The following is an 11,942-nucleotide window of genomic DNA, read 5'->3' as shown; positions in this document are numbered from 1 at the left end:
TGAATTCAAATAATTTTCAATTGCAATCTTATTAATTGTTAGTTTTGTCAAACTATCGATATTCCAGTATTCCGCAACGACAGGATCCAACCCTATAAAAAAAACGTAGAAGCTATATAGGTCTTCTACGTTTTCTATTACTAGTTTTGGTGTCTTTTTCTCTTGTCCTTGCGACTTCCTTTTTTTGTTGAACGTTTAAAACTGCTTGCCAGTTTATTATCGCTTTCGGCTACATCACCAATCATGTCCACAAGAATCTTGCCAAACAATTCAAAGTTAAGGTCTAGCTTATCTTCAAATTGTTCTTGTGTCATTGTTGTCCCAGGGTTGCCATTCACATAAGCAAGCCAAGCAGCGTTGATAAGATAAGGTTCCATCTTGTCCGGTTCCTTATCAGCACCAACAAATGCTTGAAGTAATGATTTAGGAAGCAAACCTTTTGATTGGAATTCTCTCAATGCGTGGACTGAGATTTTTGGCTTAACTTTGACAGTTTTGCCGTCATTCAAAGTAATTTGTGTAATCATTTTAAGACTCCTCTACTATTTAACTGTACCTTCATCTGTACCTTCATCTGTGGAAGTTGCTTGTACTAATTCCGGTGTGAAATCTGTTAGCCACTTATCAGCAACATCAGGTTCAACTTCGCTCTTAAGTGCTTCATAGAAGAACTTGTTATTGACATCTTTCATGGCAATGAATTCTTGTTCGATTTCGGCAATTTCCTCGCCACCATTTTCTAGTTCCCAAGTCATACCACCTGAAAATTGCATGTTTGGAAATGCTCTAAGCATTGTCATTTCCTCATCAAGATCTAATACATCGAATGACATAATTCCACGGCCTTGACGTGAATCAGTACCATAAGCAAATACGCCTTTCTTCAAGCCCTTTGTATTAAGTCCCCAAACTTTTCTAAGGTTTTCAACTGGTAAATGACCAGTAAATTTACATTTAAGTTGTGTAGGAATATCCACAGAACGAACTGTATCGCCTTCACATTTCTTAATTACTGTCTTTAATGTAGTTTCAATTTCAAGCTTTCCTGTACACCCTAACTTCACTGAGGGAGTGACATAAGCACCATTTTCAAACCATTTAATACCGGCATCTGTAACTTTGTATTCGTCAAACGTTGTAAATTCTTCAGCCATATATATTTCTCCTTTTATAATTTCATTGCGTCTTCTAACGCTTCCATAACTTTTCTAAAAATTGGATTTGAAGCAGCTTCCCCACCTTGTTCAAAGAACCTTTGATCAATAAGGTTATGTGGTCCAATACCATCATTTGGAAACACCAGGTAACCGAAACTACCCTTGTTCTTCGCTGCTCCACCGCGTGCATAAACTCTAAATCCCAAGTTCATCATGTCTGATTTAAGTGGATTAGAATTCTTAGCGTGTTTTTTGTTTCTATTTGACATAGGCATAAACTTAACGATTTGTTGAATTGCTTGTTTAGCGCCATATGTATGTAAAACTTTATTAACAGCATCTTCGGCACGATCAGGAACCTTAGCCATTTCATTTTGAATGGCTTTTGAACTGTCATAGTTTAAAAAGAATTCAGCCATTACCAGTCACCTGCTTTAATCACATGAACGAAGTTCAAAGTAATCATCTTGGCATCTTCGTTTGTATCAGTGAATTTACCGTCATCAATCTCTGAGCCTGTGAATCTAAGGCGTGCCTTAGTCAGCTTGTCTGCAAGCTGTAAAACATCGACTTGAGAGTTGTTGCGAGTAACAAAAGACAGAACGAACTTTTGTAAAAATTGATTATGATTCTCCTGGGCTGGTGTAATCTCACCGTCTTTTGAATAAATAAAAAACGACTTGTTAGCCGTAATTTCATCCTTTTCAATTGACGTATCAAACAGTGGATAATCTTCTCCGTTCATGATTTCGATGAACTTATCGAGCTTTAAAGAATCTTTAAACTTCATTCAATACACCTTCTTTAGTGAGATACCAAAACATATGTTTCCTATCGGTCGATAAGTCGATATATTCAATCTCGTAGTAGTTACCATTAATGACAGCTTTGTGAATCTGCTTGTCGATTCCTGGAACGTAATAAGTTTCAACTTTTAAATTAGACGATTGATCTTTACCACTACTGAAAATGTTCTCATCCTGTTGTCGAATTTGTTTGTAATCAAAAAAGAGAAAGCCGGATTCATTTAATTCAAACCCAATTTTCTCTTTAAATTCATTACGCTTAGTTTTAATAGTTCCATACCTTAAAACACCGTCAGTGTAGTTAGTCAGTCGTCTTTTCATCAATAGACCCCCTAGCTACCCCGTTAACGATTTGTAAATGTAGGATGTCACTTTGATAGTCCACAGGAAACATCTGCCTGTAGCCGTCCCAGTAGTAGCGACAGTAGTTCATTAGTAAATCATTAGCGACTATTGATGCTTCTGATTCACCAGCAAAGTTGATTGGTCCTGCTCTACTGGTGATGAATGCCATGCCACGTTTTATGGCTTTTCTTAAACTGTTATCACGTTCATCAAAAGAAATTTGAAGCTCACTTTTAACTTGTGTTAACAGCTCATCACTAACTTCGTATTTCATTCGTTAACCTCTATTCTGTGGGTACTAATGCTAATAGGTCGTCTTTAGTAGTCTTGCCGGTATAGTCAATCTTTTGATTATCTAACCAAGCTTTAATTTCGGCTACTGTTTGTTTAGCTGTTGGCTTAACCGTCCCAGCCGTATCAAAGGCGCCATCATTCTCAGACGGCGTTTCTATTTTGACTCTTCACTGTCAGTGGATTCACTCACATCGCCAATTTTCCCGGCTCTCTTAACATCGGGAGCACCTTCAAGTTCGGGAATAGTTGCACCTTCCATACCTGAAATATCGGCTACGAAGAATGCATTTTGATTCTTAGCAACACCCATGCCAAAGAATTTAGCAATGTATAAGTCCATGTCTTCGATTGCTAGTGTTTGATCATATTCCTTAAGTTCCACAGCACCAGAGACACCTAGAATGTAGTTTTTAGTGAAACCAAACACGATTTTGTCTTCTGGCACGGCATAAGATTGGATGATAGTATCGCCAGTTGGCAATGCAATTAAGTGCCAGTTGTTGTCAGCGTCGTTAACAGCTAGTTGTGGGAACAACTTAGCCCAGTAGGACATAGGGTTAACGATGGCACTGATTGGACCATTAGCAGTCTTAGCTTTAGTCAAAGCTGCGTGGATTCCAGCTAGTGAAAGTGGCTTCAAGTCATTCAACTTGATAGCTGGCTTATCGGGATATACACCATCTGTTGAGCCAGAAAGCTTCTTAGTCATACCGATAGGTTGCAAGTTACCATCACCAGAAACAACAGCAGTTTCAAGTGTTGCGCTCATTGTTTCTTCAAGGAATGTAATTACATATTGTGCTAAGTATGATGGACCTAGTTTGAAGAAACCTTTTGGAACTGCCATGAATCCAGATAGTTTGCTTGATTCTAGTGAGAGTGGCTTGAAACCATCTTCAACGATTTGCTTGATATCATCTGGAACTTTACCCCAGAAAGCAGTCTTCTTAGTTGGATCAGCGTAAATAAGTTTCATCAATGCTGTTACTGGTTGAGTATCGATAGCAGCAAGCAATGGATGTTCTTCTGTGATACGTGATAGAACGTCTTCAATGACTGTTTCGGGTAGAACTTCATCCAAGTTTTCGAAAGATTGTTTCTTAGCGGCATCTGCGAAGAATTTTCTTTCAGATGATGTCATCGGTCTACGAATTCCACGGGCTTCAAGCACCTTTTCATCATTCATTTCAGTATTCATTTCTTTAACTTGTTTGAACGCATCAGCACTGATTGTGTCTTGCAATGATTGAGCGAAGTTTCCAAATGCCTCTTCTTGAGCCTTTTCATCTCCATCACGTAGTGCATTAAACATAGCCACACGTGAGTCTTTTAGTTTTTCATTATCTAAATCTAAATTTTTCATTTATTAATTTCCTTCTTTCGCGATTAAATTAGCTAATCTATCAGCTAGGTTTGTTGGTTTATTGATTGGTTCAACAGGTTCTGGATCGTTAGCATTAGCAACGATTTTGTTATCTCCATACTTAGCGAATAATGAGGATTTGATATTATTCTGTTCCTTGTCCTCATCTTTATCGTCATCGTCAGAGTAATCAAGAATCTTGTCCGCAAATCCGAACGCTACTGCTTCGTCGGCATTTAAGAATGTTTCAGCATCGAGCAAGTCTGTTAATTCTTGGCTAGTTCCTTTAAATCGACTTTCATAAGATGCAATCAAAGAATTATCCATCTTATTAAGCATTTTGATGGCTTGTTCAAAATCTTGAACGTTCCCATACTCAAAAGTTGCAGCGTGATGGACCATCATTTGTGCATTCTTTGGCATAAAAATAGTGTCGCCTGCCATAGCAATGACGGATGCGGCACTAGCTGCTAACGCATCAATATAAACATTGATTGTTTTATCCGATTGTTTTAAAGCGTTGTAAATTCCAATACCTTCAAAGGCATCTCCACCAGTTGAATTGATGTGGACATCTAACGTGTCGCCTTCAATTTCGTCTAGCGATTTGGTAACACCTTTAGTAGTAATGTCTTGAGCATCGGTACCCCATAATGATGCTGATGAACCAATAAATCCATACAAGTTCATTCTTGCCGGCTTATCATCGGTAGCATCAACTACGTTAAATACTGTTTTAATTTTCTTCATGTTCTCCATCTCCATTGTCATTCTCACCACCTTTCAAATCATCATCGTCCTGGTCTTCTACCAGACTATAATTCTTACTGATTACGTGTTTGTCTGCCCAGTCCTCATCGATTGGTTCATAATCCATAAAGTCCAAAATATCATTGATTGACCAGACACCAATACGACTGATTAACTCAGCTGAATTAGCAATCTTAGTTAGATCGTAGTTTCGAATCTTATCAGTTCTGATTTTGCAATATGTATGTTTGATAACATTGTTCTTACCAAACATTTTGCGATTAATTTCATCTTCAATTTGTTCAGCAATTGGATTGATACAAAATGAAATAAAGTTATCGGTCATACCGTCAATATCGGCTGTATCGCCCTTCAATAAGCCTCGTGGAATCATAAATGCATCTGCTGATATATCCACGATGTCGCTGACCATTGCTGAAATATCTCTAGTAGTCTTATTAGCAGCACTCCCAGATGACTTACTATTACCGGTAGCGTTCAAATCATTCAAAGTTAATCCAGATTCGAGTGGAGTGACTGAATCTTTATCACTAAACACACCCTTCAATCGTTCTCCGAATAAGTCATCAATGACTGTATCGTATTCAGTTAATGGAATACCGTTCTCATCAGTCACTTGTTTACCGTTCTCATCAACAACTGGACGTGACTTTAATTGGTCAAACGTTGAATCAATATTCAGTGCGTATTTAATAGCATTGCTACGGTTGTAGTTTTTAATTGCACCGTTCAACAGCGATCCATACTGTTCGAATATTCCATCAAATAAAGATTTAACTTTAGAATTATTGAGTTTTAAATGAAGCACTTCGCTTTCAATAAAACTGGTATTCATTGAGTAATTGCTAATCATGATGTTTGAATACACATTCGGCTTAAAAGCAAATTCGTGAATAATAAAGTCATCAGCAACTAATAACTCTCCTGTAATTCTTGATTGAATTATTAAAGCTCCATCTTCGTTCATAATCATTTGATAGATAACTTTGTTCCAGAAATCAGCAGCGTTCTGATTTTGATTAGGTTCAATGTTTAGTTGGTACCAAGTATCTCCCTGGAATCTTTCGCCTTTTTTTAATGTCTGAAAGTCGCACTTAGTTAAGGCGTTAGAAATTCGATTGATACATAATTGAATCGCATATAGTTTAAAAGCAGTATTAGTAGTTGAGGACTGAATATAATTCTCAAACAACTGATACTGTTTTTTTCTTAATTCTTTAGTTTTTTCTGATTCTGTTACTCTTATCGGTTCATTATTCTTAAAAATATCAAGAAATCCCAACTGCTCACCTCCTTTCTAATAAGTGTGTGTTCTCAAAGTTCTGTGATAAGTCGCAACTGGAACGTCTAGTATCTCTCTGAACTGGAAAGCGTTCAAGAAAGCAAAAAAACCATCAGTTTTTCGCAACTTGGGCTCAATCTTTTTGTATTCAATGTTTCCACGCTCATCACGATCTTTATAAACATTGTTTGTGTACCATCTCATCATGAAATCATCGTCTGTATACACGAGCTTGTGATAGGCGAATAAGTCATCAATGGTATTCTCTAGCTCTGTGTGTGTTTTGATACCAGTTCTTGCTTGTAGCAAGTCATCAAAGCCGTTATTTTTGAATTCCCGTTCCAGGTAATTTCGTCTAAAAGTATCGGCTGCAACACCTTTAATGTCATATTTCTTGGCTTGTTCTAGAATCCAATCAACAACATATTTAGGTTGGTTGGTTTCATCGTCTATGATTTTAATTAATCCACGCTCCTTAGCGACATCTAAAGGAACTTTGTACTTTCTATGTTGCAACGCTTTGTAATTGATGAGTGAATGGTGTTTCCAATAATATTTATCATCGATTTTGAACAATAATCCAATTCCACAAAAGTCCATTGTGTCCGAGAAATCAATTCCGACCACGCAGCTTCTACCGAGTAGTGAGGGAGTAGGTTGGTTAGTAGCCTTGATATCTTCCCACTTAGCAACTGGGGATTGTGCTTTAGTTGCTGGGATATTCATCCGCTTAGTCATAAACTCGATACGAGCCTGGTCACGATCATGAGCTTTCTCAAATTCTGATTCCATTTCATGTTTTAGATTTGGGAAGTAAATCAACGATGGATTAGCCTTCTCCCACATTTGCTGGTCTTCCCATTCATCGGGACTGTCTAATTTACAAATGAATGGAAACATTCGACGTTTAGGTCTTTCACCAGCAAGTACCATCTTGCTTTCTTCTTTTAGATTATCCAAGAAACCCTCACGATTATATCCGTCTGTGGTCATATAGAATCTCCGTGGGAGTGGCTTCTTACCTAATCCTGAAGTAAATACGTTAATGGTTTCTTCATTCTTATAAGCGTGAATTTCATCGAAAAATACCGCCCCAGGTCTGCCACCATCTTTTGTGTTGGCGTTGCTTGTGCGGTATCTAATTTTAGAATTAGTTTTCTTGTATCTAATCAATTTCTTAGTCCATTGAAAGTATTTCTTATAATATTTCTCTTTACTATCAAGTAAATCGTGAATCTCATTGAATGAAGTAGTAGCTTGCTCTTCTGATGTAGCTACGATATCAATATCATAATCTCTGATACCTTGTTTACTAGCTAATAGCCACTCTTCTGCAGACATGAAACCAGTTTTACCGCCTCCACGACCTAAGAGAACTAAGAACTCGTCAAACATCAAACTGCCATCGTCGTAGAAGGCTCCATGGATAAATGCCAGGATGAATTTCTCCCAGGGTAGCAACTCCCACACGAAGTGCTTTTGGATATTTTCCAAAGCCTCATCTATTAAGTCGGTTCTTAATACGGCGTGTGGATCGTTTAACTTATCGATTAGAAAGTGCATCAATTGAACTTGTTCTTTACAAGCGATGATTTTCCCAGATAAAACACCATTCATATACTCATCAATTGCTGGATGATATTTAACTTTAGAAATCGTCATCGTCTTCAACTTCGCCTTCAATCGTTTCAATATGCAACTGTTGCAGAATCTTAAGCATTTGAGCGTTAACTTTAACTAATTCAGCGATAGAATCATTCTTCTTGTAGCCGTGAGACTTCTCACCGTTTCGCCACTCAATACTTACGCCACGATCCGCAATATCAAGAATTAGTTTGTTCTTAATTTCATAAAAACTCACGTAATCATTAACTAAGTCTTCAAATTGCGGTGTATCAGCGCCCATGATTTTAAGTTGCTTTAATAGCGATTCCTTTAGGTTCTTGGCTGTTATCGTCTTCTTTCTTACCATATTTTTGTAAAACCCCCTCTCATGTAAGAATTAATATTTTTGTTGAGTCTTTGTCCTTCCCCGTTGTTCGGTTCCCTAAGGGATTGACCATTTGGTTTGACCGGGGGGGATTACTCACCATCGTTCTTCATTTTCAAATTTGTCTTTATGAAACTGTTCCAGCTTTTCTGGATGTTCTTGATTATGGTGTACCCTGCATATAGTTTCAGTGTTATTTAAATTTAATGCTTGCATTGGATAGTCTCTAACATGTTTGATGTGGTGCACAGTAGTAGCATGAGTGTGCTTGCCTTGTGACTTGCATACCTGACACTCGTAGTGGTCTAGCTTGAGTCGCTTGGTTCTTACCTTGCGCCACTCGTTCGTGTGATAGAACTTAATCACATCGTCATTGGCTATCCAATCTCTTAGCTTATGCAACATGCTATCAGTCATTAGGTTCATGATTACTTATCACTATCCTTAGACATGTCCTTGACGTATTGCTTTGCCCACACGTTGATTAGCTCTGTAGCTGTATCAATGCTCAGCCTAGTAGGATCAATACCCAAGTCCTTTAACTGTTGTGCATTGTGTGGCATCACCATCATGTTGCGAATCAATGATACGAACAATGCGGCAGCCTCTTCGTTAGATACCTGGTTCATCGTGAACGAATCTAAGAACACTTGTTGTATCTCATCTAAGCTCATCTTATTATCATCAAGGTATTCCTTGATGTGTTTCTTCTGGAATCTATTCATATGACACACCTCCAATCTATTTCGGTTGCTGGAATCGAACCAGCTTTCTTAGCTAAGGAAACTAATGAGATACCAACCTTCCAACCGATAAATCTATAAGCTAATGATTACTAATACTGCTAGCAGCACGAGCAGTAGCATTGTACTCTTGCTGATGTCTCTTAATGTGTGAGCGTTGCTTCGCTATGCGCTCTTCATATGCTGATAGGTCTGCTGTGTGTTCATAACAGAATGGACTGTTACCACTCACTAAGTTATGGCAGCCACTATGCTTACAATGTCTAACTAACATAATCGTTTTCCTCCAATAAAAAAGCACCGCTATAATTAGCGATGCAAAATAAAAAGCACTACCGGTTAAGGTAATGCTCTATGATATAATTATTTTGTAGCAAGTTAAGGCGGTATTGCTGCTCCGGATCGGGAGTGATAGTGATGAATAATTGATTTAATTAATCTTTTTGAAATCATCCTAGAGAAAGGAATAGCAAGTTGTATCAATTGAAGATGGCGCTTGACTTTTTAATTATGTTAGATCTTTGCTTACATGAGTTAAACCTCTTATTAGGTGAATCTTCCAAGACTATTAAAAAAATCAAACACATCATAAAAAAATACAAAAAAAATAACCGTCATAAACTTTAGCCAGTTTTCGGTTATTTAAAATTTTAACAAAATAATGGAAGCAGCTGCCATCTTACACGGTGCTACCAGCCAATACCTATTCCACTAGGTGTTGGCTTTTTATTTACAACATTATTATGTAGTAAAGCAATAAATTAATCAAGTAATTTGGGGATTAATATCATAGGGTAAATAAAAAGTCACCCCGTTAAGAGTGACTTAGTTAATATTGGGATGGCAGGAATCGAACCTGCATACTTGCTAGCGTATAGTATATCCACACCACTGGATACATCCCACCGAGGAGGATTCTATGAATAAGGGATGGATACACTCCCGGTATGTATATCCAATGAGGATCAGTGGAATCGAACCACTATCGTACGCCAGTATCCCCACAATGCCATGCCGTTATCATAAGCAGGCATTAATAGCGTTGAGCTAGATTTTAACGTGTTTACTCACGTTGTCGTTTTTTTTAAAGGTCGTTCTGCAGTTAGAGACAGGCTGTCTTTGTGTTAAATATTTTATTTTTATTTAGCCAGTATGGCTATCCCTTAGCCTTTGGCTATACTACCAATTTACACCATTGACAAGGTAGAAAACTACACGTTTTTGTCTACACTTATCAATCCTTTTTCAATGGCCAATAATTCTAAAATTCTATATCTTTTCTTGTAAATCCCTGCTACTGAATAATTTAACCTATCAGCGATCTCTCTCCACCCTAGATAATCACTATTGACAAATCGCATATTATAAATCATTAACTGCTCATCACTCATCTTGTTAATAGCACGTTCACAGTCATCTTTTAAATTAAATAGGCGTTGAAGTTCTTTATCTTCGTCTTTTTTTATTGTCAAAATTTCTTGTGGCTTTATGATGATGCTTGATCTACCACCCTCTGGATTTCCATCACTTTCTGTCCAGGGATGTTCAATAGCAACAACTCTCACAGCAATATTGGTATTAACTTGTTGATACTCTTTAAAGTCCTCTTCAAGCTCAAGCAATCTACTCTTACTTAATTGTTGAATGATTCGCTCACCTCTAATCGTCAATATGTGCTGTCGGTAGTGTAGGTTCTTCAGCCTTTACACCAGTATTAAACTCGATCCGCACATCATAAGAACCGTCATCTTTATAACTAACGTTAATATAATTAATGTTTTCAATTTCTTGATAACCGATCATTACCTTGTTGCCGTCTATTGTTAGTTTATTCATTTTCATTACTTGCCCCTTCTTAGTAAGTCTAATATGTCTTCGCGTTTTACCGTATAAGTAATCTTAGAACCATCCACTAGATGAAAACAAAATTTATCTTCACCTAAAGCCTCTACCCAAACGATTTTATTGAGGCGTACAAAGTTTTTCCCATCATCAAACCATTTCATTGTTCCACCTCGTAATCATTAATATCAGCCTCAATAGTCATAATCTTTTTATTAGCTTTAGTTACAATTTTTACTTTTGGATGATATAAATCTAAAGTTGAATCAACAATTTCATGAACTCTTTCTCTTTGCTTAGCTGTAGGTCTATCACTCATCGTCTTCTACCTCTTCCAATCCATCTAGTGTTAGGATATGTAACCAAAATTCTGGACTTATATAATCCTCGGTTAATTCAATCGGTCTACCAACTAATGCATAACCAGTTGTATATGGCAGTAAGTAGCCGTAAATATAACCGTCATGAAAATACGGTTCTGATTTGCTCAACCAATACAAGTCATCTATATCTTCATCAGTTAGTTTTAATCTGTATTCTTGCGGTTTAATCATTCTTCCACCTCCAACTTTCTGCCACACATAGGGCAATAATTAATAGGAAATGCTATATGTGTATGCTCTATGAATTCGTCATCAATTTGTTCAATGACTAGATTTTTGTCTTCTATATACAAAGAAGTATGCAAATCCGTATCAGCACATACAGATTCGTTGAAATCAATTACAAATGCCCTTAAATTTTTCGGGTCACAATACTCACATGTTTCTGGTTGCAATTCCGCAATAGCCTCATCACAAGCCTGTACGCCCGTTTCATAATCATCAGAACTCTTTAATAAGTCCCGTTCGATAATGTCACGGGCTATTTTTATATTCTCGATTGTACTAGTCATTTTCTACCTCCACAGCGAATGGCATTAGATCTGGATTGTAGTCCACGATTTGTTGTTTAGTTAACCGTACAGTTTCATCTGGATCCATTGTCGGATAACTTAAACTGCCACTGCGAACGCAGAATGTCCAGCGATATCCTTCATCCCTGCCAAATATCAAAATATTCTCATCCGGTAAAACCACACGATATTTCTTTTCTGGAAATCTTGCAGTGTCATCATAAAAATCAATGATGTCCCTAGCCATTTGTGTTAATTGTTGTGGTTCACAGTCCATATATTTTGCATAAAGTTTGGGGTTTGAATTTCCACGAACAATGCTGTATATCATTGCCATTGAATCGTAACGGGAGTATATCCCTTTCTTTAGTTCTTCAATCTCTTCCTTACTCCAGCCAGTTATTTCTCTCATTAGTTAATCCTCCGATTTTGAATATAAACAGAATACCCGTTT

At 37.3% G+C, this 11,942-nt stretch carries 21 protein-coding genes and 1 tRNA gene; all 22 read right to left on the bottom strand.

Annotated features, from left to right (window positions below; all coding sequences use genetic code 11):
• Window positions 1-140: 140 nt before the first annotated feature.
• On the bottom strand, window positions 141-527 hold the full coding sequence (locus EKM69_RS01835; RefSeq protein ID WP_125707536.1) for a hypothetical protein: 387 nt from the start codon (window positions 525-527) through the stop codon (window positions 141-143).
• A gap of 15 nt (window positions 528-542) precedes the next feature.
• Window positions 543-1,154, bottom strand: coding sequence for a phage tail protein (locus tag EKM69_RS01830; protein ID WP_125707534.1), 612 nt, complete (start codon window positions 1,152-1,154; stop codon window positions 543-545).
• Between the two features lie 14 nt (window positions 1,155-1,168).
• Window positions 1,169-1,576 carry a hypothetical protein gene (locus tag EKM69_RS01825; RefSeq protein WP_010019290.1) on the bottom strand — a complete coding sequence of 136 codons (408 nt, stop codon included), beginning with the start codon at window positions 1,574-1,576 and terminating at the stop codon, window positions 1,169-1,171.
• A complete protein-coding gene (locus tag EKM69_RS01820; RefSeq protein ID WP_125707532.1) occupies window positions 1,576-1,947 on the bottom strand; it encodes a hypothetical protein in 372 nt (123 codons plus the stop codon). Before EKM69_RS01820 ends, EKM69_RS01825 begins: the two co-directional genes overlap by 1 nt.
• Entirely contained in the window at window positions 1,937-2,284 is a 348-nt protein-coding gene (locus tag EKM69_RS01815; RefSeq protein ID WP_125707530.1) for a hypothetical protein, read from the bottom strand. The genes EKM69_RS01820 and EKM69_RS01815 overlap by 11 nt, the downstream gene beginning before the upstream one ends.
• Window positions 2,265-2,582 carry a hypothetical protein gene (locus EKM69_RS01810; RefSeq protein ID WP_125707528.1) on the bottom strand — a complete coding sequence of 106 codons (318 nt, stop codon included), beginning with the start codon at window positions 2,580-2,582 and terminating at the stop codon, window positions 2,265-2,267. The genes EKM69_RS01815 and EKM69_RS01810 overlap by 20 nt, the downstream gene beginning before the upstream one ends.
• Window positions 2,583-2,756: 174 nt before the next feature.
• On the bottom strand, window positions 2,757-3,965 hold the full coding sequence (locus tag EKM69_RS01805) for a phage major capsid protein (protein ID WP_125707526.1): 1,209 nt from the start codon (window positions 3,963-3,965) through the stop codon (window positions 2,757-2,759).
• A gap of 3 nt (window positions 3,966-3,968) precedes the next feature.
• Window positions 3,969-4,715: a head maturation protease, ClpP-related gene (locus EKM69_RS01800; protein ID WP_164505818.1), complete on the bottom strand. Its 747-nt coding sequence runs from the start codon at window positions 4,713-4,715 to the stop codon at window positions 3,969-3,971.
• Complete coding sequence (locus tag EKM69_RS01795; protein ID WP_125707522.1) at window positions 4,702-6,018, bottom strand: phage portal protein; 1,317 nt, start codon at window positions 6,016-6,018, stop codon at window positions 4,702-4,704. Before EKM69_RS01795 ends, EKM69_RS01800 begins: the two co-directional genes overlap by 14 nt.
• Window positions 6,019-6,033: 15 nt before the next feature.
• Window positions 6,034-7,680 carry a terminase TerL endonuclease subunit gene (locus tag EKM69_RS01790; RefSeq protein ID WP_125707520.1) on the bottom strand — a complete coding sequence of 549 codons (1,647 nt, stop codon included), beginning with the start codon at window positions 7,678-7,680 and terminating at the stop codon, window positions 6,034-6,036.
• The gene (locus EKM69_RS01785) at window positions 7,667-7,990 is read right to left on the bottom strand and encodes an RNA polymerase subunit sigma-70 (protein WP_125707518.1); all 324 of its coding nucleotides are present in this window, start codon (window positions 7,988-7,990) and stop codon (window positions 7,667-7,669) included. The genes EKM69_RS01790 and EKM69_RS01785 overlap by 14 nt, the downstream gene beginning before the upstream one ends.
• A gap of 114 nt (window positions 7,991-8,104) precedes the next feature.
• Entirely contained in the window at window positions 8,105-8,413 is a 309-nt protein-coding gene (locus EKM69_RS01780) for an HNH endonuclease (protein ID WP_225423807.1), read from the bottom strand.
• A gap of 23 nt (window positions 8,414-8,436) precedes the next feature.
• A complete protein-coding gene (locus tag EKM69_RS01775; protein ID WP_125707514.1) occupies window positions 8,437-8,733 on the bottom strand; it encodes a hypothetical protein in 297 nt (98 codons plus the stop codon).
• Between the two features lie 100 nt (window positions 8,734-8,833).
• On the bottom strand, window positions 8,834-9,025 hold the full coding sequence (locus EKM69_RS01770; RefSeq protein WP_125707512.1) for a hypothetical protein: 192 nt from the start codon (window positions 9,023-9,025) through the stop codon (window positions 8,834-8,836).
• A gap of 561 nt (window positions 9,026-9,586) precedes the next feature.
• Window positions 9,587-9,656 (bottom strand) — tRNA-OTHER (locus EKM69_RS12240).
• A gap of 306 nt (window positions 9,657-9,962) precedes the next feature.
• Window positions 9,963-10,421, bottom strand: a complete 459-nt coding sequence (locus EKM69_RS01765) for a hypothetical protein (RefSeq protein ID WP_164505817.1) — start codon at window positions 10,419-10,421, stop codon at window positions 9,963-9,965.
• A complete protein-coding gene (locus EKM69_RS01760; protein ID WP_125707508.1) occupies window positions 10,411-10,593 on the bottom strand; it encodes a hypothetical protein in 183 nt (60 codons plus the stop codon). The genes EKM69_RS01765 and EKM69_RS01760 overlap by 11 nt, the downstream gene beginning before the upstream one ends.
• Window positions 10,593-10,757 carry a hypothetical protein gene (locus tag EKM69_RS12235; RefSeq protein ID WP_164505816.1) on the bottom strand — a complete coding sequence of 55 codons (165 nt, stop codon included), beginning with the start codon at window positions 10,755-10,757 and terminating at the stop codon, window positions 10,593-10,595. The genes EKM69_RS01760 and EKM69_RS12235 overlap by 1 nt, the downstream gene beginning before the upstream one ends.
• Window positions 10,754-10,912 carry a hypothetical protein gene (locus tag EKM69_RS12230; protein ID WP_164505815.1) on the bottom strand — a complete coding sequence of 53 codons (159 nt, stop codon included), beginning with the start codon at window positions 10,910-10,912 and terminating at the stop codon, window positions 10,754-10,756. The genes EKM69_RS12235 and EKM69_RS12230 overlap by 4 nt, the downstream gene beginning before the upstream one ends.
• Entirely contained in the window at window positions 10,905-11,147 is a 243-nt protein-coding gene (locus EKM69_RS01755) for a hypothetical protein (protein ID WP_125707506.1), read from the bottom strand. Before EKM69_RS01755 ends, EKM69_RS12230 begins: the two co-directional genes overlap by 8 nt.
• Window positions 11,144-11,488 (bottom strand): hypothetical protein, encoded by a 345-nt coding sequence (locus tag EKM69_RS01750; RefSeq protein ID WP_125707504.1) that lies wholly within the window; start codon window positions 11,486-11,488, stop codon window positions 11,144-11,146. The genes EKM69_RS01755 and EKM69_RS01750 overlap by 4 nt, the downstream gene beginning before the upstream one ends.
• Entirely contained in the window at window positions 11,481-11,900 is a 420-nt protein-coding gene (locus EKM69_RS01745) for a hypothetical protein (protein ID WP_125707502.1), read from the bottom strand. The genes EKM69_RS01750 and EKM69_RS01745 overlap by 8 nt, the downstream gene beginning before the upstream one ends.
• Window positions 11,901-11,942: the final 42 nt, after the last annotated feature.

The organism is Companilactobacillus zhongbaensis (assembly GCF_003946515.1).
Classification (GTDB): domain Bacteria; phylum Bacillota; class Bacilli; order Lactobacillales; family Lactobacillaceae; genus Companilactobacillus; species Companilactobacillus zhongbaensis.
Note: the sequence above shows the minus strand (reverse complement) of the source record. Positions and strands in the feature narration are given on the sequence as shown.